Source organism: Moorella humiferrea (genome assembly GCF_039233145.1).
Taxonomy (GTDB): Bacteria; Bacillota; DSM-521; order Neomoorellales; family Neomoorellaceae; genus Neomoorella; species Neomoorella humiferrea.
Genome location: NZ_CP136419.1, coordinates 1,936,940 through 1,960,037, shown reverse-complemented (window position 1 = coordinate 1,960,037; position 23,098 = coordinate 1,936,940). Strand labels below are relative to the sequence as shown.

The window sequence follows — 23,098 nt, the reverse complement described above, 5'->3', positions numbered from 1 at the left end:
TTCGGGAAAAGCCAGGTAAGATGCTGCCCAACGTAGCCCCGTAAGGGAATATTGACGGCCTGTTGTTGCCCGGCGGGAACCAGGCAGGTCCACCAGGCCTGGCAGGGAGCCCGGTTTTCCTCACGCTGCAGATGCAGGAGAAGAGTGCCAAGAGTGCCCTGGAGACTATTTTAAGGGGGGCGGTACCCATAACCATTAGAGGCATCCAGTTAACGAGCCTGGTGGACTTCCCCGGCGAGGTCTGCACTACCATCTTTTTGGGCGGGTGCAATTTCCGCTGCCCTTGGTGCCACAATGCCGACCTGGTGCTGCGCACTGCTACTTTGCCGGAAATCAGCCCCGGCGAGGTTTTAAACCTGTTGATTCGGCGCCGCTCCTGGGTACAGGCCGTTTGTATAACTGGAGGAGAGCCAAGCCTGACGCCGGGCCTGGAGGAATTTATCCGGTCACTGAAATCCCACGGTTTCAAAGTCAAACTGGATACCAACGGCACGCAGCCGGAAGTTATAGCCAGGCTACTGGCCGGTGACCTCCTGGACTATGTGGCCATGGACGTAAAAGCGCCGCCGGAGAAGTATGACCTTTTAACCGGCACCAGGGCGAACCTGGAGGCTGTAAAGGAAAGTATTGCTCTCATTAAAAACAGCCGGGTTGCTTATGAATTTCGTACCACGGCAGTTCCCAGCCTGTTACTGGAGGAAGATTTCCTGGCCATAGGCCAAATGCTGGCTGGAGCCCGGCATTATGTTTTGCAACAATTCCGGCCCGCCAGAACCCTGCTGAACCCCGGATTGCAGGAACTCCTTCTTTACCCGGAGACAACTTTAAAAAATATTGCTGTGAAATTACAGCCTTTTTTTGCCAGGGTAGAAGTCAGGAGCTAAAGGAATAAGGTAAGAGCTAGCGCCTGTAGCTACCTGAAACCATGGGGGGTTGTTAAGGGAGCTCCTCCCATGGTTTTCTTTATGCATGACACATAACAAATAGTTAATATAACAGGAATGTGGGACTGAACGTCTAACTCGTCGTAAAGAAAGCAATAACCGGGCCTGGGATGGAGATAAACATGGAAAGTTCCACCCAGCCAGGCAGCAGCATCTTTTGCTGCCCGTCACGATTTTGGTTTACCTCATGGGTAGCCAGAATTAAAAGTTCTTCCAGTTTTTTAACCTGATCACGATGTTTGCTAATGACAGCTTCAGTTGCTTTCACCGTGCAACAGGCATGATTCTGCCATCGCCCCGCAGGTGGTAGAGTTTCAAGGCTGGTTATTTTTTGGGCTTCACTATCCTGGACGGCTAAAGTTGGAAAGGGTTCTGCCCCTATAAAACCATCAACAAGATGATTCGCGAGGGCAGTAGCCAGATTACCATGACCATTCATGTCGACAAAAGTAATGTCTACGGGAGCTGTCCTTATTTTTATTTTGCCGACCTGCTTATTGCCGAAACCACCTGTGATGGCAAGATCAAGATGTACGAATTGCTCAGGGAATATAAACCCATACATATTCTCAATTTACCGCCCACTTCGCTGGGCGAAGACGCCTTTGTCTACTGGTATAATGAAATACTTAAAGCCAAAGAACGGCTGGAAAGAGAATTTGCTGTTGAGATCACAACGGCAAAATTGCAGGAAGCCATTCGCCTGGTTAATGAAGAACGCCGGGCTTTACTGGAATTTCATCGCTTAAACCGGCACGACCCAGCACCGTTATCGGGTTTGGATCTTTTGAAGGTGCTTTGGGCAAAGGGCTTTACTCCCGATATAGCCGCCGGTACGGCCGTGATTCGCCAGGTCACTCTAGCGGTAAAGGAACAGATGGCCAGGGGCGTGTCTGCGGCACCACCGGGCTCACCTCGAATACTCTTAACCGGTTGCCCGGTAGGCCTGGGTTCCGAGAAGGTGATTAAACTGGTGGAGGCCGGGGGCGGGGTGGTTGTTTGCCTGGAGTCCTGCAGCGGCATTAAAGCCCTGGAGCCACTTGTGGATGAGGAAGGTGATCCCTTGCAGGCAATTGCTGCCAAGTATTTGCAAGTACCCTGTCCCTGTTTAACCCCCAATCGGGGTCGTCTAGAATTGCTGGAACGTCTTATTAAAGAATACAGGGTCGATGGGGTAATCGATCTCACCTGGCAGGCCTGCCATACGTATAATATTGAATCCTATAGCATTAAGAAATTTGTCCAGGAAAAAGAGGGACTGCCTTTTCTACCAATCGAGACTGACTATTCAACAAGTGACTTGCAGCAGCTTAAGGTCCGGATTGACGCTTTCCTGGAAATGATTAAATAGGAGGACTGCTGGTTACTTGAAGGGCGACCTGCCGGGAGATAAACACCGTCGAGGTGCTGACGGTTGTGCCATGATGAGGGGGGCAACCATTTTATCGCCCACCAGGTTAACAATTAAAATGGCTTGGGGAACCGGAAATTAAAAAATTGCTTTGTTGACAGGAGGAATTTTTGAACCAGTGACGAATATAACTAGCGACTAAATTACCTGGCAGGTAGCCAGGGTAAAAAGAGAACCATGGAGGTTCTTCGCTGGCGCGGAGCTGCTTCCATGGTTTTTTATTTGCCAGGAATAGGCTCCGGGCCAGAACTGCATTCCGAAATTTTGGGAGGTCGATATTATGTTTTCCTCAAGAACCATGGGGCGTTTCATGGCCAAGATCGTTTTGCTGTTCCTTTTGCTATTTGTTGCTACTGGTTGTAATTCCCGGCAGACGGGTAATAAGCTCAAGGTAGTAACCGGCACCTCTCTTTTGATGACTGCTGTGCAGGAAGTAGGTAAGGACAGGGTGGAAGTAAAGAATATTATCCCGCCGGCCTCCTGCCCCGGACACTTCGACATCAAGCCTTCCGATGTAGCCGTACTTAGCCAGGCCCGGGTTTTCCTGATGCATGACTGGCAGGGTAAACTTTTTACCAAAGAATTGGTGGCTTCCGCCAATAATCCCCAGTTAGAAGTAGTCCCGGTGGCAGTAAAGGGTAACTGGATGGCACCACCGGTATGGCAGCAGGCGTTACAGGCAGTAGCCAGTATACTCGCAGAGAAAGACCCGGCTAATAAAGATTACTATAAGGCTAAGGCCCAGGAAGCTGTTGACCAGGCAGCCAGGGTGGGACAAGAAACGCAGGCCCGCCTGCAGGCAGCGGGCGCGGGGAACTTGAAAGTTCTTTGCTCCGACCAGCAAGAGGGCTTTGTTCGCTGGGCCGGTTTCCAGGTTATAGGTACTTATGGCCGTCCGGAAGAACTTACACCGCAGCGAGTGAAGGAACTGGTAGATAAGGGCCGGCAGGCAGGTGTGCAATTAATAATTGATAATCTCCAGAGCGGGCCGGATGCTGGCGCCGGCATGGCTAAGGAACTGGGAATACCCAGGGTTACTATTTCCAACTTTCCCGGCGGCCTCCCTGGAACAGATAAATGGGACCAGGCTTTACAAAAAAACGTCGAATTGCTGCTGGCGGCCCTCCCCAAATAGGGAAGAAAAGCAATGGTACCAGTAGTTATTAAAATTAAAAAAGCAGTAGTATCCTATCGTGAAGATGTAGCGCTGCGTGGCGTGTCGCTAGAAGTTAAAGCAGGGGAACTTATAGGGATCATTGGTCCCAATGGGGCCGGGAAAACGACACTGCTAACCCTGGTCAATGGCCTGGGACATTTGCTCCAGGGAGAAGTGTGGGTGCTGGGCCATAACCTGGCACGTGGCTGCCCGGCGGCCCTGCGCAGTAAAATCGGCTACGTCCCCCAGTTGCCAGTCATCGATCCCCGGATGCCGGTAACAGCAAGGGAAGTAGTCATGATGGGGCGTTACGGACGGCTGGGCTTTTTCCACCGGCCGGGATCCAGCGATTGGCAGGTAGTAGACCGCATGCTGGAACTGGTAGGTATGACGGCTTTAGCCGGGCGTCCCATCGGCCATCTTTCCGGCGGCGAACAGCAGCGGGTAGCCATCGCCCGCGCCCTGGCCCAGGAACCGTCAATTCTCCTGCTGGATGAACCCACCGCTTCCCTGGACCGGCGGGCGCAGCAAATATTACAGCTGGTACAACGTATTCACCAGGAACGCAAGTTAACTACTTTAATGGTTACCCATTCCCTGGCAGGGTTGACTGGATTGTGCGACCGCCTGGTGCTCATGAAAAAAGGGCGTATCTGGAAAACAGGAAACCCGGAAGAGCTCCTCCAGGACAGGGTGCTGGAGCAGCTATTTTAACTTGCTTGAAAATAGCAACTGCCATTTTCATCCTTTCATAGTGCCGCCTGCCGGCCTGGGTGTTCCAAATTAATTTTAGGAAGAAGCTGGAAATGTCTATTTTAAGCTACAAGTTTATGCAGGAGGCCTTGCTGGCCGGCCTGCTGGCCGGCGTAGCCTGCTCCTTGATCGGCGTTTTTGTCGTTACTATGCACCTTTCTTTTATTGGGGTTTCCCTTTCCCATGCCGCCTTTGCCGGCGCCCTCTTTGCTACCTGGCTGGGGTTTGAACCATTGCTGGGAGCCATACTCTTCAGCTTGGCCGGGGCGGCTGTCATCGGGCCCCTGGCCGACCGGGGCGAATTTAACCTCGATACGCCCATCGGCATCATATTTTCCATAACTATGGGTCTGGCTTTCCTTTTTATGGGCCTATTGCCCGGTCCCAAAACCCAGGCCTTAGAACTCCTGTGGGGCAGTATCCTGACGGTCACGACAGCGGATCTCTGGCTACTGGCCGTGGTGACGATCATAGTTACCGGGCTGGTTGTCATGTTTTTTAAAGAGATCCAGGCGGTTATCTTTCACCGGGAAATGGCCCGGGCGGTAGGCATACCTGCCGACGCCATCTTTTACAGTATCCTTTTTCTTACCGGAGCAACGGTAACCGCTTCCCTGCGCAGCATTGGCGGCCTGTTAATTTTTAATCTGATTTTAAATCCGGCAGCCGCTGCTTACCAGCTCACCTATAGCTTGAAACGCATGTTTTTCCTGGCGGCGCTTTTTGGTGTCCTTTCCTGCTGGGCCGGGCTTGGTGTTTCTTATATCTTGGATGTTCCTAGCGGAGCAGCTATAGTCATTACTTCGGCGGTTATTTTTGTCCTGGCAACAATTTTCTCCCCGAAACGCAAGGTAAAACAGTGGCAAGAAAATGAGTGATTGCGGGTTAAAACAATATGCGGGCGCAGGAGGGAGTTATATGCTTACCCACCGCGAGTATTTTAACAGCAAGGCTGATATTTGGGACAGCCTGTGTGCGCCGGAAGAAAAAGCCAAGCTGGAAACAATTATTAGAGGATTGAACATTGCTCCCGGCAGCACGGTGTTAGATGTGGGTTGCGGCACAGGGATATTAATTCCCTATTTACTGGCTGCCGTAGGCCCTGCTGGCCGGATAGTGGCCCTGGATATAGCCGAGGCTATGCTGGAACGGGCGCAAAGTAAAGGGTTCCCCGCTAATGTGGAGTTCATTTGCGCCGACGTTGTTTCCATACCCTATCCGGATGCTACTTTCGACGAGGTCATCTGCAACTCGGCTTTCCCCCATTTTCCCCATAAACTTAAGGCCTTAAAAGAGATGGCCCGGGTGTTGAAACCGGGCGGGCGGGTGATTATCTGCCATACGAAAGCAAGGGAAACCATAAATAATTTGCATAGATCCCTGGGGGGCGTTATAGCCGGGGACCAAATCCCGCCGGGCAGCGAAATGATGGGCATGCTGGTAGCTGCAGGGTTAACGGAAATAGAGATTGACGAGGGTCATGATTATTACCTGGCATCTGGGGTCAAGGCGAGGTATCAGTAATCGCCAAACTACCATCAGGATTTTGCTGTACGGTTCAGAGAACTTTTAGAGTTTGTTTAAAAGGTCTCTGAACCATTTTTTATTTTTTAAAGCCCTGTTTTGTTTCATAGGTATAACAAAAAGTCATACAAAATATGAAGGAATATCCTTCCGACGGATAGAAATGGTTGTTATAAACAGGTGACCAATATCCTGATCAAAAAGAAGACGCAAGGGGGGTGGAACAAATCCTTTAATCATTTTATATTTATCCCTATTATTTTTATAACCGGAGGTGTTTTAAATAAATGAATAGGTTTTTTTCGCCAAAGAACTTCATGATTATGGCAGGGTTTATTGGCGGAGCCCTGGCAGCCTTTATGACCTACCTTGGCAATCCCGCCAATATGGGCATTTGTATCGCCTGTTTCTACCGGGACATTGCCGGTGCCCTGGGTCTGCACCGGGCGGCGACAGTCCAGTATTTGCGGCCGGAAATTATGGGGATCGCTTTAGGGGCCTTCCTGTCCGCCCTTGTTTTCGGTGAATTCCGGGCCCGCGGTGGCTCGGCACCCTTGGTACGATTCTTTTTGGGCGCCTTTTTCATGATAGGTGCCCTGGTGTTTTTAGGATGCCCGGTAAGGGCTGTATTGCGCCTTGCCGGCGGTGACTTGAATGCTGTCGCCGGCTTGGCGGGGGTAGTGGCAGGTGCTTTGTTGGGTATTTATTTTCTCAAGCGAGGTTTCAACCTGGGCCGCTGGCAATCTACCTATACAGCCGCCGGCTGGTTGATGCCGCTCTTCATGCTGGGGTTGCTCCTCCTTGCTATTGCCAGGCCCTCATTTATTTTCTTCAGCAAGGAAGGCCCCGGCGCTGCCCATGCCCTGTTGGGAGTTTCCCTGGCGGCAGGTTTAATTATCGGTTTTTTAGCCCAGAGAACCAGGATGTGTTTTGTCGGCGGCTGGCGCGATCTTTTCCTGGTAAAGGATACCTACCTCTTCAGTGGCATCGCGGCCTTTTTTGCGGGGGCTCTTGTAGTTAACGCCATCATTGGTAAAATTAACATCGGTTTTGCGGGCCAGCCCGTGGCCCATACAAATCAATTATGGAATTTTTTAGGAATGACCCTGGCCGGACTTACCGCTACCTTGCTGGGCGGCTGTCCCTTGCGGCAAACAGTTCTCGCCGGTGAAGGTGACACCGACGCAGGAGTGGCTATAATGGGCATGCTGGCAGGGGCTGCCTTTGCCCACAATTTCCAAATTGCCTCCAGCCCCCAGGGCCCCGGCCCCTTCGGGCCCACAGCCGTAATAATAGGTCTGGTTTTCGCCGCCGGCGTCGGTTTCTTTATGCGGGAGAGTCTAGATTAACGTAATAAGCGGGGGAATGCCAAATGGTTTTAAGCTGGCTGAAAAAAAGCTCAGAGGCCCGGGCCGGAACTGCTGACGCCAGGGGTTTGGTGATTTTCACTACGGTGGAGGAAGCTATGAAAGCCGAAAAGGTGTTGAAAAAAGCCGGCTTCGACTGCAAACTGGTAGCGCCCCCGCCCGATATGCGCAAAGGCTGTGACCTGGCCCTGGAAATCGACCTGGTCGAGCAAACGGCAGTAGCCAGGGCCCTTACCGGCAGGGTGTCCTTCATGGGTATTTATCCCTTCAAGGGCGAGATGGAACCCCTGCAGGTAGAAAAAGTAACCCGGTTTGCCGAGCACGTTATGATAAAGTCAGGTAATATGAAACTTGTTTTTGATATAAAGACAGGTGTGATAGTTAATATTTCCGGTGGAGGGTGTCCCGATATCCCCTATCTTTATACCAGGCTGGTGGGGACCCACCTGGCCGCAGCCCCCCGGCCCAAGGACGAAGGCCGTACCCTGTGCGCCCTGATGCTCGACCGCGCCTTGGAAAAGGCTTTAGAAATTTGGAAAGGGGTAGCGCCCAATTGATGCTTATTGCCGGGACCGTCCCAGTAACAGACATGCCCTTGATCTTTGGCCGGGTGGAAAAGGAAGGGGAAAAACTTCGCGTCGACGGCCATTATTTGCCCTGTACCCAGGGGACAATGGCCATGGTAAGTGCGGCTCTAGCTACTACCTGTCACCTTGGGCTGGAACCGCCCCGGGTATTGCTGGCAGGCGATATTGGCACAGGAAAAGGAAGCAGGTTGATTTATCATTATCTAATAGAACATATAGAGGAGCTGGCGCCCAGGGTTTTAGCTCTCCATTATTGTCTACCCATCGTTACGTTAATGCAAAAGCTCTATACCGCAGTAGAAAAATGCCGCCCCCGGCCGGTGCTAATTGCCGATGCCGGCTCCATGTATGCGGCAAAGGCGGCAGGTGTAGCGCCCCACTTTGATATTTTCACCCCGGACCCCAGTGAAATTGCTTTCCTGGCCGACCCGGAAGCCGTGCACCCGGCTTATATCAGCCGCCATCTGTTCGAGGATGCCTTCGCCCGCGTACCCGAACTAATTAAACGCGCTTATGCTAACGGGGGTGCGGCTAAATGCCTCCTGGTTAAAGGAGCTGTCGATTATATAGTAAAAGATGGAGTTATCGTTGATGAGATTAAGGAGCCGGATATCCCCCAAATGGAGTGCATAGGCGGCACGGGCGATACCATCACCGGTATGGTCACTGCTTTTACTTATGCCGGGATGGATCCGGACCAGGCGGCCAGCATCAGCGCAAAAGCCAACCGGGCAGCAGGCCAGAGGGCAAACCCGACGCCTGCCACCAGTGTTGCCGAAATCATCGACCAGTTGCCAGTCGTTTTCAGGGAAAATCTCTGCAGCTGGAGCGGTATTTGTACCAGGTAACATCAGGACAAAAGGAGGAGATATTTTTATGGTGGAAGTTGATGTGCGCGGGCTTTCCTGTCCCATACCTGTAGTAAAGACAAAAAAGGCCATGGAACAAAATCCTGGCCAAACCCTAGCAGTATTGACTGATAATGAAACCTCCAGAGAAAACGTGACCCGCCTGGCAGGAAACCGGGGTTATCAGGTTCAGGTGGAAAAGATGGCCGGTGGCTACCGGCTGTTGTTGACCCCCAATAAAAGCTAAATTGGCTTCTTTCATATGAAACTCCTGGGGAATAGTCCCAGGGGTAATTTTTTTGCAATTTCTTCCTCGTTTTTCTCTTTAATGCTGTCCTTGTTCAATTTTTCAGGCCGCTTCCTACTAATATTTTATATCGGTCCTGGAGACATAGATAATGGAATAATGGTATAATGGCAACTAGAAGGGAGTGATTCCATGGCGGAGAAGAGTAGCAACTTTATAACAGTAGAAACTACTATCAATGCCCATACGAAGGTGCGTTTGCCGGAAGAAAGCCTGGCCAGGATTATTAAGAATATGGAATTACCTTTGGAGTACGCGGCCCAGATTTACAGCTTCTTTGCCGATGTACCTTTGCCGGATATAGATAAATTTACCGCCAGGAACGATATTGAGGATAGGGTGCTGAAGAAGTATTATCTGACTTATATAAAAAATATCTACCCCAATCCCGGTCTTGAGGAGATGCTGGCCTATGCAGACTGAACCGTGGCGCGGGCTTTTTCGAACGGCCCTGGCCATCCTGGCGGACCGGAATATTACTACCGATGCCTGGACTTTCGGTGGAGGTACGGCACTGGCCCTTTTCTTGCGCCACCGGGAGAGCCGGGATGTCGATATATTTTTAAGCGATGCCCAACTTCTTAACCTGCTGACGCCCCGCCTTAATGAAGATGTAGCAGAAGGGGTTTCCGACTATACCGAAGGCTCCAGCTTCTTGAAGTTAAAGTATACTGAGGGCGAGATTGATTTCATTTTAGCCCCTTTTCTTACTCGTAACCCTTGGATACTAATGGAAGTAGATGGGGTAACAGTGCGGGTGGAGACACCGGAAGAAATAATTATCAAGAAGCTGTTTTACCGCTCTGAAACTCTAAGGGCCAGGGACATTGTTGATACGGCGGCGGTGTTTGCCGCCAGGAAGGAGTACCTGCTGGCAGCAGCTACGGTTCTAGGGTCACGGCTGGAGGCCTTGCAGCGGCGATGGGAAAGGCTACAGCCGGCGTTTCTAGCGGAAGCGAGGTTGTTGCAGGTAAAGGAAGGTTTGGTGGAGAAGACCCCGGCGCTTTTTACAGCTTTTTTGTACGAACTGCAAAGCCGCATAGGGAAATTACAAAGCGGGAGAAAAGCAAACGATCTTTAATATATCTCTTTGCGGGAGCAACTAGCTGGAGAGGGCGGCCATGGCGGCGGCTTTCAAGGCCGGGATTATCAGCGGCCGTGAAGACTTCATTGATGGCATAGATGCGTTTTTTAATGGAGCGTTGCCGGTTATGAAAGGCACCTCCTACAGCTATACCGCCTGCTGGATCTTTTTTTACGGTACGGGTGATAATCCGTACATTGCACCAGGTAACTTCAAGTCGACAAGGAGGGTATTACGGTATTGACCGATAACGAAACTTCCAAAGAAAACGTGACCCGCCTGGCAGGAAACCGGGGTTATCAGGTTCAGGTGGAAAAGATGGCCGGTGGCTACCGGATATTGTTGATCCCCGGGAAGGGCTAAAGTTTTTTATCAAAGTGGAACTCCTGGTAAACTGTTACCAGGAGTTATTATTTTCATCGGGAACTTTTACTCATTGTTCTTGCCTTTTTCCTGTTTCTTATAGGGGCAATTTTTACACAGGGAAGGATCCTCAAAGGAGATCAGGCAGTAGGTACCCTCTTCCTTCCAACACGGCTTGGCGCAGTCTATGCGTTCAGTTTTACGGGCGCAGGCCGGGCAGTCTTCATAGAGCCAGCAAGGATAAAAGGCCAGGTAATGCTTAATGGAATTCAAATTGAAACCTTTGTCGATGAGCTTTTGGATGAAGCGTAGCCTTTTTAAGTCATTATTGGAGTAAAGGCGCCGCCCATTCTTGCGTGCAGGCCGGATGAGTTTATGCCTTTCCCAGACGCGCAGGGTACCCGGCTGGATGCCCAGCAACTCGGCTACTACACTGATGGTGTATAACATTTGTTCAGCCATTGCAACCGCCTCATTTAAAAATAAACGTATATAAAACCTGCTACAATTATTTTATGTTATCTTAACATATAATATCAAGTATCACTTTGCCTAATGTGAAAACTATATTTAACTATATCTAAACAAAAAAGTTATAAAAAATATTATAGGTTAGTTGACAAAATAAAGAACAATAAATATGATGTAATTAAGACAAGGTAAAGCGGGGCGAAAGAGACGGGTGTATCCCATCGGTATGGTTATAAAGGTTTTAGATATTTCTTCTCAACGTTTGCGGCGTTGGGAAGAAAAGGGTTTGGTCATGCCGAAGAGAAAGAACGGGCGGCGTTGCTATTCGGAACTGGATTTACAGCGGTTAATGCTGATTAAGGATCTTGTTGACAGCAAGCGTTACCGGTTGGCTGATTTGCCCCGTTATCTCACCGCGTATCCCTGCTGGCAGGATGGCAAGTGCACATGTACCCCCTCAAATGATCCGGTGGGAACAAAACGCCCCTGCTGGCAAAGGAAGAATAAATATTGTCCACATCATCAAGGTTAAGTGAAGAGTTACCTTGAATTATCAGGGGTGTGACTTATGACAGCATTACCTGTTGAGAAAACATTTGAATTTAAATCGCAAGAATTAACTTCAAAATTATTCCAAATACTGGGCGCAGCCAGCCTGCAAACTTGTCTGGCCTGCGGTGTGTGTACCGGCGGCTGTCCTACCGGTAACATAGGTGCTCCTGTAGATCCCCGTAAAATGGTGCGCCTGCTCCTCATGGGAATGGCAGAACGATTGCTGGCTTCAGACATGATCTGGTTATGTACCATGTGCGGACGTTGCACGGTTTATTGCCCGGCCGGCATAAATATGGGCGACCTGGTCCGGGCCCTGCGTTCGGAACTGGCGGCCATTGGGCGCGTTCCCGAAAACCTGCAGAAAGTGGTAGACCTGGCTTTGGAAACAGGCAACAACATGGGGATCAGCCAGGAGGATTACCTTGATACCCTGGACTGGATGCAGGAAGAACTCCAGGCGGAATTTGGTCCGGAAGCGGTGATTCCAGTTGATAAAAAAGGCGCCCGGGTGCTATACGTTATAAACCCGCGGGAAGCTAAATTTTTTCCTCTTTCCATTTTAGCGGCAGCAAAAGTATTCCATGTGGCCGGAGAGAGCTGGACCCTTCCAAGCCATTACTGGGACGCCACCAACTATGCCCTTTTTTCGGGCGACGACCGGGCCGGTGCCGTGCTGGTACAGCGGTTGGCCGACGAGATGGAACGCCTCGGGTGCCAGGAACTGATCATGACCGAATGCGGGCATGCCTTTCGCGCCATTCGCTGGGGACCCGAACAGTGGCTGGGGCACAAATTGCCTTTTAGCGTGCGGAGTATCGTCCAGCTTATGGCTGAATACCTGGAGGACGGCCGCCTTCGCCTTAATCCCTCGCGCAATACCGAACCGGTGACCTATCACGATCCATGTAACCTAGGCCGCAAAGAAGGGATCTTTGAAGAACCACGGCAGGTATTGCAGGCGGCCGTTACCGATTTTCGGGAGATGACGCCCAATCGTGAAAACAATTACTGCTGCGGCGGCGGGGGCGGCCTCCTTTCTTTAAGCGAATTTGGGGGAGAGCGTATGGCCAAAGGCAGGGTAAAAGTTGAACAGATCCAGCGTACGGGAGCAAAGATTATCGCCACGCCCTGCCATAATTGCGTAGATCAGTTGAATGATTTGTGCCGCCATTATCGTCTTGATGTTAAAGCCAAAAACATCGTCGAGCTGGTAGCCGACGCCCTCATAAGGGGGGACAAGGAGTGAAAAGGGATATGGACAAAGAAAGCATCCTGCCGGTAGCAGTCCTTGGGGCTGGTATCGCCGGCGTGCAGGCGGCCATTGATCTTTCCCGCCTCAATTATAAGGTCATCTTAATAGAACGCGCAGATCGGCCGGGAGGTAAGCTGGCAGTCCTACCCAAAACTTTTCCCACCAACGACTGCAGCGCCTGCGCCTTGACGCCCCAGGATGGCTTCTTCTGTATACGTTCCCCCTACTTTTTGAGGCTGGCTGGTGAAGATAGAATTGTACTTTTAACCGGTGCCGAAGTAAAAAAAGTCAGCGGCGAGCCCGGCCATTATTATCTTTACCTTTCCCGGAATGGGCGGGAGGAAGTCATCGAAGCTGCAGCCGTCATCCTTTGCCCGGGTTATGAGGAATATTTGCCTCCGGTTTTAAAAGTTCGTTATGGTTACGGCCGGTACGACGGTGTTTTGACCGGCCTGGAGCTGGAGCGGCAATTGGCAGCCAATGGCTATCCCCGTCGTTTCCCAGATGACGCACCCGTGGAGCAGGTGGCTTTTATCCAGTGCGCCGGTTCTCGTGACCCCGCCGGTGGTGCGCCTTACTGCTCGGCGGTATGCTGCATGTATGCTTTAAAGGAAGCCATGATGCTTTATGAAAGTGCCGTCGCCTCAAATCTACCCTTACCTAAAATAACAATTTTTTACATGGATTTACGCACCTACGGCAAGACCTACCAGGAATATCTTGATAAAGCCCGGAAAAAGTACGGGTTAAGACTTGTGCGCTCTCGTATTCACAGCATTGTTCAGTATCCCGGAGAGTCAAGGCTTTTAATCCGCTATGTCGAAGAAGACGGTCGGGTTAACTTCGAAGAATTTGACCTGGCCGTTCTGGCAACAGGCCTGCGGCCGCCCGATGGCGCCCGGGACCTTGCCGGCGCCTTTGGTATTGCTGTCGAACCATATGGTTTTTGCCAGTTTACTTCCCTCAATCCTTCGACTACCACAAGGGAAGGAATCTTTTTCGGCGGGGCCTTTGGCGGTCCGTGTGATGTAATCGATGCCGTCAACCAGGGTTCGGCTGCGGCTGCTGCCTGCGCTTCCTGGTTAAAGAAAACGGGTTTTCCTTCCCGGACTGCAGCGGTAAAGACTAGCTGTCCGGTGATAAACGACACTGGGGAAGCCTTGCGGATGGGCGTCTTTATCTGTACATGCGACATCTTATCGACAGGTCTGGATTTACATGAACTGGAGGAGTACAGCCGTAAATTACCCGGGGTGGCTGTCGTTGAAAAAATAAACTTATGTGACGAAGGGAGAAAGGAGCACCTGATGCGGGCCGTTAAAGAACACCGCTTAAATGGTTTGGTGTTGGCGGCCTGCAGCGCGCGCGCCCTGGAACCCATGGTCAATACATTCCTGGAACAGGCCGGGCTACCGGCCAATGCAGCCCGAACAGTCAATGTCCTTGAACACGCCGCCCGTCTCTACAATGGACGCAAAGACCGTGCCACCCAAAAGGCAAAAGAATTGTTGGGTACGGCTGCGGCCATGATTGGGGCAGCACCTCCAGTCACTGTAGAAGAAGAAACGATAACACCCGCCGCTTTAGTAGTCGGCGGCGGGGTGGCGGGCATGACGGCCGCTTTGACCCTGGCCGAACTTGGTTGTGATGTCCACCTTGTAGAAAAGGAAGGAATACTGGGAGGTAATGCCCGGCGCTTGCGCCATACTTTACAGGGCGTTAATGTTAAGGAATATCTGGATGAACTTATAGGGCAAGTAAGGGAGCATCCCCGCATTCGTGTCCATCTTAACGCCTGCGTAAGGGCTGTAAGCGGCGGACCGGGCAATTTTACCACTGAAATAGAAATAGAAGATAAAACCAGGGAAGTTATTGACCACGGCGTAACTGTCATTGCCATCGGAGCTGAAGAGAAAAAGCCCCGGCAGTACTTATACGGCAATCATCAGGCGGTAATGACCGGTCTGGCACTGGAAGAAGCCCTTGGGGCCGGTAAATTGTCAGCAGATAATCTGCAGCAAGTTGTTTTTATCCAGTGTGTAGAATCCCGCGACGACGGTCATCCTTATTGCAGCCGGGTTTGCTGCGGTACCGCTATAAAAAACGCCCTGGAACTTAAAAGAAGGAATCCTGACGTAAAGGTTTACGTAATCAACCGGGATATTATGACCTATGGTTTGCAGGAGCAATGGTATGAAGCGGCCCGGGCGGCAGGTGTCCTGTTTTTGCGTTACAATCCCGATACTCCTCCGGAAGTTGCGCCTTTAAATACGGGAACGGATGGCAAAGTACAGATTCGGGTTAAGGATTCCATCCTGGATGAAGTTATCACCATTGAAGCCGATCTCCTGATATTGTCAACGGGAATGGAACCGCGTGCTGATAGCCGGGAGGTGGCTTCATTATACAATGTTTCTTTAGACGATAACGGTTTCTTTGCTTCCGAACACCCCAAACTAAAGACGGTAGAGACGGCTGTCCCGGGCATTTTCACCTGCGGCCTGGCAGAAAGCCCGAAAAACCTGGAAGAAACAATCGCTTCGGCTCGGGCTGCAGCGGTGAAGGCAGCGGCTTTAGTGCTGCGGGAACGAAGATTACTGCCCGCGAGGGTAGCCAGGGTAGAAGGAGATTGTGCGGCCTGCCTTACCTGCGTGCGCGTATGTCCCTACGGCGCTCCGGCAATACAAGAACACCGCTCTTATATTGACCCCCTGCTTTGCCGGGGCTGCGGCGCTTGTGTGGCGGCCTGCCCGGCCAGGGCTATTACCCTTACCGGATATTCCCATGAAGAAGTGGAAGCGGGCATCAAAACCCTGGCCAAAACTAACCGGACGAATTCTTCTACCATTGTCTTTACCTGCAGCTACTGTGCTTATGCCAATTTTGAAAACGCTGTTGGATGGGAATGCCAGAAAGACGTGTCAGTTATCCAGGTGCCGTGTTTAAGCCGGATCGGTACCCTGGAGGTGCTGAAGGCCCTTGAGGCCGGGGCTGCGGAAATCATCCTCACGGGATGCGTCGAAGGACAGTGCCATTTCCGTCCGGCTAGGGCCTTCGGTAGCAGAAAAGCAATGCCTGAGCCCATGTTTTGCCAGGAGCAGGCCTGGCGTCGCGTCCGGAAAATACTAGGAGAAATTGGAATGGATGCCGAAACGGTAAAGGTATGGCGTTTGCCTCCACCAATGCCGGATAATAACAGGAATTTGGCCGGTTGCCTAGGTTAAAAAACAGAAAGGAGTGCAGCCATGAAGCAGGTCGATGTGCTCGTTGTCGGTGGGGGTATTTGTGGATATACGGCGGCCATGGCAGCCAGGCGCTATTATGGGGAGAAAAAAATCGGTCTGCTGCGCAAGGGGCTCAGGGCATTAATCCCCTGGTGTCTGACTTACAATTGCGCCAGGGGTGCCATCCACGAAAATATCTTACGGGACGATCGCCTCTACGACGAGGGAATTGAGCTGATAATCGATGAAGTGACGGACATCGACCGCAAGGGGAAATGTGTCGTCACTACCTGTGGTGAAGAAATAGAGTATGATAAATTAATTCTGGCTACCGGTTCTTTGCCCCAACCGCCGCCTTTTAAAGATGACGGTTTATATGGTGTTTTCTCTTTTAAAAAGGAATACCCTTATTTACAAAACCTCTCCGTCCATCTAGATTCCGCGACGGATGTGGTCATTGTAGGCGGCGGGTCGACGGGCATAGAGTTTGCCGAGGCATGCTCCGCCACCAGACAGCTGAATGTTACTCTGGTAGAACATCGGCCCCGTCTTCTGGAGTGGGCCTTTGACGAAGAGATTGGTAATCTCATGGAAGATAATCTCCGCCAGCGCGGCATCAATATTATAACTGCCACCGGGGTGGAAGAATTATACGGCAATAAACGGGTTGAAGGAGTGAAGCTCACCAACGGCCAGGTAATACCTGCCGATACAGTGATCCTGGCAACAGGTATAATACCGAATACTGCCCTGGCGCGGGCGGCCGGCCTGGCAACCCATGAATACGCAGGTATTCTTGTTGACGCGTATATGCGCACAACAGATGAAAATATCTTTGCCGTGGGTGATTGTGCCATTAAGGAAAATTTGCCCGGACCGGGAGGCACCGGGGTCAGACTGGCATTAGAAGGGGGCCGCGAAGCCCGCATTGCCGCCGCCAATCTTTTTAACCTTAAACGTTCGAAGGAAGCGATTATAGATAAATTCTCCCTGGCCATAGGCAACAAAGCCTTTGGTGCCGTGGGTCTTTTGCAAAATCGGCAACCAGGCGGGGCTTATATGTTGACGGTCGGGGAAATCGCGGTTAAGGTGATTTATTCCCCAGAAACAGGAGCGGCTGTCGCTGCTCAAGTCCACGGCAAGCCATTTACCCTGGTAAGGGAAATAATGGACCGTATGGCCGGTGCTATTAAACAGCAGACGCGTTTCGACGAAATCTCCCTGGTCTGAAAATGGCAGCTTGTTTTTTCAAAAAAGAAGCTAATATGCTAATGAAAAGGGAGGTACCGGCGAAAGGCAGTACCTCTCTTTTTCGGCAAGAGAAAGGAGGAAGGGGGATGGCCGGGCAGCAAACCATCCCGTCTCAGGAGCTGGCGGCGGAAGTAGCCGCAGGGAGCGGGCAGATTGTTAACCGCTGCTACCAGTGCCACAAATGCACAGCGGGGTGTCCGGTGGCCATGGCCATGGACCTCATGCCCCATCAAGTGGTCCGCTATGTGCAGCTCGGATTGGAAGAAGAACTCATAAAAAGCAAAACCATCTGGCAATGCGCCGCCTGCCGGACATGCGTATCCCGCTGTCCCAACGGCATCGATATCGCCGCCATCAACGATGCCTTAAAACAACGGGCCCTGGCCAGAGGGGCAGTACCGGCCCTGCCGGAAGTAGCCGCCTTCCACCAGGCCTTTCTGGCATCGGTAAAAAGCAGGGGACGGGTGCATGAACTGGGGATGCTGGCAGCGTACAAGCTAAAGACAAGGACCTACCTCCAGGACGCCCCCCTGGGCTTTAAGATGCTGCGCCGGGGGAAGCTGCCCATATTTAGCGGAGGAATAAAAAACAAAGGCCGCTTCCGGGCCATGTGGGAAGGGTCCAAGGAGGAGCGAAGATGAAACTATCATATTACCCTGGTTGTTCCCTGCACGCCACCTCGGCCGAATATTCCGCCTCCACCGAAGGCGTCTTTAAAGCCCTGGAGGTAGAGCTAGAAGAGCTAAACGACTGGAGCTGCTGCGGGGCCACCTCGGGCCACTCCCTAGACAGTAATTTAAGCCATGCTCTACCCCTGTACAACCTGATACTGGCCGAAGCCGCCGGCAACGACCTGTTGGTACCCTGCGCCGCCTGTTACAACACCCTAAGGACCACCCAAAACTTTATGGCGACAGCAAGCCGGGAAGCAAAAGAACTGGGGCAAAGGGCCAAAGAAATCATGGGGCGAGAGTACCGGGGCACAATCAAAGTACGGCATGTAATCGAGGTACTGGCCGAACCCGGCGTTTTTACCGCCCTGGAAAGGAAGGTCACTAAAAAATTAGGAGGAATTCCCCTGGCGTCATATTACGGCTGCCTTTTAACCCGGCCACCGAAGGTAGCCAGCTTTGAAGCCAATCCCGAACAGCCCCGACTGATGGACCGGCTGTTAACCTTATGCGGGGCGACAGCGGTGAGCTGGAGCCATAAAAACGAATGCTGCGGCGCCAGCCTCTCCATACCCCAGCCAAAACTGGTAGAAGAACTGGTAGGGAAAATAGTAGAAGCCGCACGGTATGCCGGAGCGAAGGCCATAGTCACCGCCTGCCCCTTATGCCACACCAACCTGGAAAGCCGCCAAACAAAGGATGAAGAACCGCTGCCTGTCTTTTTCATAACAGAGATCCTCGGTCTAAGCCTGGGGCTGGACCCAACCCCCTGGCTAAAAAAACACCTAATCGACCCCTTTCCCCTTTTGCGGCAGTATGGGTTAGCATGAGCTTCCCAGGAGAAAGGAAGGTGAGACGCAAAAATGCAAGCACAGCAGGACAAAGAAAAAGCCACAGGGGCGGTACTGGTAGCAGGCGGCGGCATAGCCGGGATGCAAGCAGCCCTTGATCTAGCCAATGCCGGCTACCTGGTACACTTGGTGACTGAAAGCTCATCTTTAGGCGGGCGCATGGCCCAGCTGGACAAGACCTTTCCCACCAACGAATGCGCCATGTGTCTTCTGGGACCCCGCATGACGGACACCCTTACCCATCCCAACATCCGCCTGCACACCCTGGCCAGTATAGAAAAAATAGAAGGAGAAAAAGGCAGCTTCACTGCCTATGTGCGCCAAAGCCCCCGCTACGTCAATAGCGAAGAATGCACGGCCTGCGGCGACTGCGAACAGGTCTGCCCGGTAACAGTCCCCAACGAATACAACCAGAATATGGGCAGCAGGAAAGCCATCCACAAAATGTTTCCCCAGGCGGTGCCCAATAAATACCTCATCACCAAGAGGGGCACTCCGCCCTGCCGCAGCGCCTGCCCGGCGGGGACCAACGCTCAAGGGTACGTAGCCCTGATCTCCCAGGGGAAATTCGCCGAAGCATTAGAAGTCATCCACCGGCGCATGCCCTTTGCCGGGATCTGCGGCCGCATCTGCCACCACCCCTGTGAGACTGAATGCAACCGGGGGCAGTACGACGACCCCATCGCCATAGCCACATTGAAGAGGGCGGCCTACGACTACGGCTGGGAAGAAGAAGCCGCCCGCGAAAAACAACAAAAAGCGGATATACCCGCCAAAGAAGAAAAGGTAGCCATCATCGGCGCCGGTCCTGCGGGTCTTACCGCCGCCCAGGACCTGGCCCTGGAAGGATTTCAGGTCACCATCTACGACGTCCTGGACAAACCCGGCGGCATGCTGCGGGCCGGCATACCCCGGTACCGCCTGCCCCTGGAGGTAGTAGAGCGGGAAACGGAACGCATCCTCGCCCTGGGGGTAAAATTTATCGGCAACATCACTGTCGGCCAAGACATCACCCTGGCCGAACTAAAAAAAGAATACGACGCCGTCATCATCGCCACCGGATTGCAAAAGAGCCGCATGTTAAATATCGCCGGAGCCGATTTAGGAGGGATACTACCCGGCGTATCATTCTTACGGGAAACGGCCCTGGGCGGCAGGCCTAAAGTAGGCAAAAGGGTGGTAGTTATCGGCGGCGGCAACGTAGCCATAGACGTCGCCCGCACGGCCAGGCGCCTGGGGGCCGCAGAAGTCCACCTGGCCTGCCTGGAAAAGAGGGAAGAGATGCCCGCCCACCCCTGGGAAGTCGAAGAAGCCCTGGAAGAAGGCGTCATCATCCATCCCTCCTTAGGACCCAAACGCTTCCTGGGGAAAGACGGCCGGGTCACCAGTGTAGAGCTCATGGCGTGCACCCGGGTCTTCGACGAACAAGGCCGTTTCAATCCCCAGTATAACCCGGAAGTCACCACGGTTCTAGCCGCCGACACCGTAATCTTAGCCATCGGCCAAGCCGCCGATCTTTCTTTCTTAAAAGAAGACGGTAGCATAACTACCAGCCGGGGGCTAATCGCCGCCGATCCCGTAACCCTGGCCACAGCTATACCTGGCATTTTCGCCTGCGGGGATGTAGTGAGCGGTCCCGCCTCGGTGGTCGAAGCCGTAGCCGGCGGCCACGAAGCCGCCGAAAGCGTAAAACGCTACCTGGAAGGAAAAGACCTGGCCGCCGGCCGTAAGAAAGAAAAACAACCCAGGCTGGACCCGCCGCCCAATGTCGTGCCCTTCCCCGGCAGGCGCCAAAAACAGGCCATGGCCACGGCCTCCGAACGTATACGGGATTTCCGCGAAGTCTACCAGGGCTTTACCCCGGAGGAAGCCATAGAAGAAGCCAAAAGGTGCTTAAACTGCGGCATCTGTTCCGAATGCCTCCAGTGCGAAACCGCCTGTAAGAAAAAGGCCATCGAGCACTGGCAGGAAGAGAAGGTCATCAAACTCCAGGTCGGCTCCGTGGTCCTGGCCCCGGGGTACGAGCTGTTTGATGCCGCTTTAGCCGGGGAGTACGGTTACGGCTACTACGCCAATGTAGTCACGAGTTTAGAATTTGAGCGCCTCCTTAGCGCCACCGGTCCCACGGAAAGCCATGTACTGCGGCCGTCCGACGGCAGACCGCCGAAAAAGGTGGCCTTCATCCAGTGCGTCGGCTCCCGGGACATTGATGGGGAAGGCAGCCCCTACTGTTCGGCCATCTGCTGCATGTATTCCACCAAAGAAGCCCTTATCGCCAAAGAGCACGACGCCAATATCGAGCCGACCATCTTTTACCTCGACATCCGCGCCTACGGCAAGAACTTCGACCGTTACGTCGAAGGGGCCAGAGCCGCCGGGGTACGTTTCGTGCGGGCCATGATCTCCCGGGTGGAAGAAGACCCGAAGACCAAAAACCTCACCATCCAGTACTACGCCGACGGCCGGATAAACCGGGAAGAATTCGACATGGTGGTCCTGGCGGTAGGGGTGAAGCCCCCGGCCGGGGCGGAAAAACTGGCGGCCGCCGCCGGCATTGAGCTTAACCCTTACGGCTTTGCCCGGACCCTGCCAATGGAGCCGGCGGCGACCACCCGGCCGGGCGTATATGTGGCCGGGGTATTTCAAGGCCCCCGGGACATACCGGAGACGGTGGTCAACGCCAGCGCCGCCGCCGCCCTGGCCGGGGCCGCAATATCTTCCGGGCGCAACACCCTGGTTAAACCCAAAGAGTACCCGCCGGAAAAAGACGTAAGTCACGCAGAACCGCGGGTGGGGGTTTTCATCTGCCACTGCGGCATCAACATCGCCGGGGTCGTCGACGTCAAAGCGGTAGTCGAAGCTGCGGCCAAACTTCCCGGCGTCGTCCATGCCGAGGACAACCTCTACACCTGCTCCCAGGACACCTTGAACAAGATAAAAGAAGCCATCCACGAATACAACTTAAACCGGGTGGTAGTGGCCTCCTGCACCATCCGCACCCACCAGCCCCTTTTCCGGGAAGCCTTGAAGGAGGCCGGCTTAAACCCCTTTTACTTTGAAATGGCCAACATCCGCGACCAGTGTTCCTGGGTGCACCGCAACGAACCGGACAAGGCCACAGAAAAAGCCATCGATTTGGTACGCATGGCCGTGGCCAAGGTCAAGCGCCATGAAGCCCTGCACCTTAAGCCCGTGCCCGTCGTCCAGAAGGCCTTAATCATCGGCGGCGGCATATCAGGGCTCACGGCGGCATTAAATATCGCCGACCAGGGGTATGAGGCCATCATCGTCGAACGGGAAGATGAGCTGGGAGGTCAGGTGCGCAATTTAAGGAAAACACTAGAAGGCGACGACCTCCAGGCCCTGTTAAAAGACCTCATCGCCCGGGTCCGGGAAAATAAGCGCATCACCGTGTTCACCAACGCCAAGATAGAAGACTTCGGCGGCCACCAGGGGCATTTTACCACCACCATCTCAGTAGCAGAACCGGGCAAAGAACATGTTCGCCGCACCCTGAAACTGGAACACGGCGTGGTGATTGTCGCCACCGGCAGCCGGGAGGTAACAACCACATCCTACCTCTACGGCCAGGACGAACGGGTGCTAACCAACACCCAACTGGAACAAAGCCTTGCCGCCGGCAAGTGGGAGGCACACAAAAACAAACAGGTGGTCTTCATCCAGTGCGTGGGCTCCCGGGATGAAGAGCGACCCTACTGCAGCCGCACCTGCTGCGCCCAGACCATTAAAAACGCCCTGGCCATAAAAGAAAGGAGCCCGGAAACGGCGGTTTACGTCCTTTACCGGGACATCCGCACCTATGCCTTCATGGAAGATTACTACCGCCGGGCCAGGGAAGAAGGCGTCATCTTTATCCACTACGACCCGGAAAAGCCCCCCGAGGTACGGCGCCGGGATATCGGCCTTCTGGAAGTGCTCATCACCGATCCCGATTCCGGCAAAGACCTGGTCCTCTGGCCCGACCAGCTGGTTTTAGCCACGGGTGCCGTAGCGCCTCAAGGTATAGAACAACTGGCCACCATGTTGAAGCTGCCCCTTAACGAAGATAAGTTCTATGTCGAGACCCACGCCAAGCTTGCGCCCATAGACTTTCCTTCGGCCGGCATATTCCTCTGCGGGGCCGGCCATGCCCCCAAGTTTGCCGCCGAGGCCATAGCCCAGGCCCAAGGGGCGGCGGCCCGGGCCTGCACCATTTTAAGCCGGGAGAACCTCATGGTGGGCGGCGTGGTGGCCGTGGTCGAGGAAAACAAATGCGCGGCCTGCCTGACCTGCGTCCGGGTCTGCCCCTACAGTGTACCGCGCATCAACGAGCGTAGCGTGGCCGAAATCGACGCCGTCCAGTGCATGGGCTGCGGCACCTGCGCCGGCGAATGCCCGGCCAAGGCCATCCAGCTCCAGTTCTACAAAGACGACCAGCTGCTGGCCAAGGTGGCCGGCCTCTTCGGGGAGGTGTAACCT

The 23,098-nt window shown here is 53.2% G+C and carries 23 protein-coding genes; 21 read left to right on the top strand and 2 right to left on the bottom strand.

Annotated features, from left to right (window positions below):
* The first annotated feature begins 65 nt into the window (after nucleotides 1–65).
* Nucleotides 66–884 carry an anaerobic ribonucleoside-triphosphate reductase activating protein gene (locus tag MHFGQ_RS10255; protein WP_245907845.1) on the top strand — a complete coding sequence of 273 codons (819 nt, stop codon included), beginning with the start codon at nucleotides 66–68 and terminating at the stop codon, nucleotides 882–884.
* Between the two features lie 133 nt (nucleotides 885–1,017).
* Here the strand turns inward: MHFGQ_RS10255 and MHFGQ_RS10250 are convergent, their stop codons facing one another.
* Nucleotides 1,018–1,509: an ABC transporter substrate-binding protein gene (locus MHFGQ_RS10250; protein ID WP_106005582.1), complete on the bottom strand. Its 492-nt coding sequence runs from the start codon at nucleotides 1,507–1,509 to the stop codon at nucleotides 1,018–1,020.
* On the opposite strand from MHFGQ_RS10250, the gene MHFGQ_RS10245 reads away from it, so the two are divergent.
* The 13 genes from MHFGQ_RS10245 to MHFGQ_RS10185 all read left to right on the top strand — a co-directional run bounded on the left by MHFGQ_RS10245 (nucleotide 1,435) and on the right by MHFGQ_RS10185 (nucleotide 10,344).
* Entirely contained in the window at nucleotides 1,435–2,295 is an 861-nt protein-coding gene (locus MHFGQ_RS10245; protein WP_340637896.1) for a double-cubane-cluster-containing anaerobic reductase, read from the top strand. The genes MHFGQ_RS10250 and MHFGQ_RS10245 overlap by 75 nt on opposite strands.
* 340 nt (nucleotides 2,296–2,635) lie before the next feature.
* A complete protein-coding gene (locus tag MHFGQ_RS10240) occupies nucleotides 2,636–3,490 on the top strand; it encodes a metal ABC transporter substrate-binding protein (protein WP_211292899.1) in 855 nt (284 codons plus the stop codon).
* A 12-nt stretch (nucleotides 3,491–3,502) separates the two neighbouring features.
* Complete coding sequence (locus tag MHFGQ_RS10235) at nucleotides 3,503–4,225, top strand: metal ABC transporter ATP-binding protein (RefSeq protein ID WP_106005576.1); 723 nt, start codon at nucleotides 3,503–3,505, stop codon at nucleotides 4,223–4,225.
* An 86-nt stretch (nucleotides 4,226–4,311) separates the two neighbouring features.
* The gene (locus MHFGQ_RS10230; RefSeq protein WP_422879834.1) at nucleotides 4,312–5,142 is read left to right on the top strand and encodes a metal ABC transporter permease; all 831 of its coding nucleotides are present in this window, start codon (nucleotides 4,312–4,314) and stop codon (nucleotides 5,140–5,142) included.
* Nucleotides 5,143–5,182: 40 nt separating this feature from the next.
* Nucleotides 5,183–5,788, top strand: coding sequence for a class I SAM-dependent methyltransferase (locus tag MHFGQ_RS10225; protein WP_106005575.1), 606 nt, complete (start codon nucleotides 5,183–5,185; stop codon nucleotides 5,786–5,788).
* 287 nt (nucleotides 5,789–6,075) lie between these two features.
* Nucleotides 6,076–7,137, top strand: coding sequence for a YedE family putative selenium transporter (gene yedE, locus MHFGQ_RS10220; protein ID WP_106005574.1), 1,062 nt, complete (start codon nucleotides 6,076–6,078; stop codon nucleotides 7,135–7,137).
* Between the two features lie 23 nt (nucleotides 7,138–7,160).
* The gene (locus MHFGQ_RS10215) at nucleotides 7,161–7,712 is read left to right on the top strand and encodes a DUF3343 domain-containing protein (RefSeq protein ID WP_170066288.1); all 552 of its coding nucleotides are present in this window, start codon (nucleotides 7,161–7,163) and stop codon (nucleotides 7,710–7,712) included.
* Nucleotides 7,688–8,590 carry an ATP-dependent (S)-NAD(P)H-hydrate dehydratase gene (locus MHFGQ_RS10210; RefSeq protein WP_343105501.1) on the top strand — a complete coding sequence of 301 codons (903 nt, stop codon included), beginning with the start codon at nucleotides 7,688–7,690 and terminating at the stop codon, nucleotides 8,588–8,590. The genes MHFGQ_RS10215 and MHFGQ_RS10210 overlap by 25 nt, the downstream gene beginning before the upstream one ends.
* Nucleotides 8,591–8,618: 28 nt before the next feature.
* The gene (locus MHFGQ_RS10205; RefSeq protein ID WP_106005573.1) at nucleotides 8,619–8,837 is read left to right on the top strand and encodes a sulfurtransferase TusA family protein; all 219 of its coding nucleotides are present in this window, start codon (nucleotides 8,619–8,621) and stop codon (nucleotides 8,835–8,837) included.
* Nucleotides 8,838–9,029: 192 nt separating this feature from the next.
* Nucleotides 9,030–9,320 (top strand): hypothetical protein, encoded by a 291-nt coding sequence (locus MHFGQ_RS10200; protein ID WP_106005572.1) that lies wholly within the window; start codon nucleotides 9,030–9,032, stop codon nucleotides 9,318–9,320.
* Nucleotides 9,310–9,978 (top strand): nucleotidyl transferase AbiEii/AbiGii toxin family protein, encoded by a 669-nt coding sequence (locus tag MHFGQ_RS10195; RefSeq protein WP_106005571.1) that lies wholly within the window; start codon nucleotides 9,310–9,312, stop codon nucleotides 9,976–9,978. The genes MHFGQ_RS10200 and MHFGQ_RS10195 overlap by 11 nt, the downstream gene beginning before the upstream one ends.
* A gap of 40 nt (nucleotides 9,979–10,018) precedes the next feature.
* Nucleotides 10,019–10,225 (top strand): hypothetical protein, encoded by a 207-nt coding sequence (locus MHFGQ_RS10190; protein ID WP_106005570.1) that lies wholly within the window; start codon nucleotides 10,019–10,021, stop codon nucleotides 10,223–10,225.
* Nucleotides 10,222–10,344: a hypothetical protein gene (locus tag MHFGQ_RS10185; protein ID WP_245907843.1), complete on the top strand. Its 123-nt coding sequence runs from the start codon at nucleotides 10,222–10,224 to the stop codon at nucleotides 10,342–10,344. The genes MHFGQ_RS10190 and MHFGQ_RS10185 overlap by 4 nt, the downstream gene beginning before the upstream one ends.
* A 66-nt stretch (nucleotides 10,345–10,410) precedes the next feature.
* On the opposite strand, the gene MHFGQ_RS10180 is transcribed toward MHFGQ_RS10185, so the two are convergent.
* Complete coding sequence (locus MHFGQ_RS10180) at nucleotides 10,411–10,806, bottom strand: MerR family transcriptional regulator (protein ID WP_106005569.1); 396 nt, start codon at nucleotides 10,804–10,806, stop codon at nucleotides 10,411–10,413.
* 220 nt (nucleotides 10,807–11,026) lie between these two features.
* On the opposite strand from MHFGQ_RS10180, the gene MHFGQ_RS10175 reads away from it, so the two are divergent.
* The 7 genes from MHFGQ_RS10175 (at nucleotide 11,027) to MHFGQ_RS10145 (ending at nucleotide 23,095) form a co-directional block, all read left to right on the top strand.
* Nucleotides 11,027–11,347, top strand: a complete 321-nt coding sequence (locus MHFGQ_RS10175) for a MerR family transcriptional regulator (protein WP_106005568.1) — start codon at nucleotides 11,027–11,029, stop codon at nucleotides 11,345–11,347.
* Nucleotides 11,348–11,383: 36 nt separating this feature from the next.
* Nucleotides 11,384–12,616 carry a (Fe-S)-binding protein gene (locus MHFGQ_RS10170; protein WP_106005567.1) on the top strand — a complete coding sequence of 411 codons (1,233 nt, stop codon included), beginning with the start codon at nucleotides 11,384–11,386 and terminating at the stop codon, nucleotides 12,614–12,616.
* Complete coding sequence (locus MHFGQ_RS10165) at nucleotides 12,613–15,846, top strand: FAD-dependent oxidoreductase (protein WP_170066287.1); 3,234 nt, start codon at nucleotides 12,613–12,615, stop codon at nucleotides 15,844–15,846. The genes MHFGQ_RS10170 and MHFGQ_RS10165 overlap by 4 nt, the downstream gene beginning before the upstream one ends.
* Before the next feature lie 21 nt (nucleotides 15,847–15,867).
* Complete coding sequence (locus MHFGQ_RS10160; protein ID WP_106005566.1) at nucleotides 15,868–17,076, top strand: NAD(P)/FAD-dependent oxidoreductase; 1,209 nt, start codon at nucleotides 15,868–15,870, stop codon at nucleotides 17,074–17,076.
* 107 nt (nucleotides 17,077–17,183) lie between these two features.
* Nucleotides 17,184–17,738 carry a 4Fe-4S dicluster domain-containing protein gene (locus MHFGQ_RS10155; protein WP_106004949.1) on the top strand — a complete coding sequence of 185 codons (555 nt, stop codon included), beginning with the start codon at nucleotides 17,184–17,186 and terminating at the stop codon, nucleotides 17,736–17,738.
* Nucleotides 17,735–18,598, top strand: a complete 864-nt coding sequence (locus MHFGQ_RS10150) for a CoB--CoM heterodisulfide reductase iron-sulfur subunit B family protein (protein ID WP_106004948.1) — start codon at nucleotides 17,735–17,737, stop codon at nucleotides 18,596–18,598. The genes MHFGQ_RS10155 and MHFGQ_RS10150 overlap by 4 nt, the downstream gene beginning before the upstream one ends.
* 33 nt (nucleotides 18,599–18,631) lie before the next feature.
* Nucleotides 18,632–23,095 carry an FAD-dependent oxidoreductase gene (locus MHFGQ_RS10145; RefSeq protein ID WP_106004947.1) on the top strand — a complete coding sequence of 1,488 codons (4,464 nt, stop codon included), beginning with the start codon at nucleotides 18,632–18,634 and terminating at the stop codon, nucleotides 23,093–23,095.
* Nucleotides 23,096–23,098 lie beyond the last annotated feature (3 nt).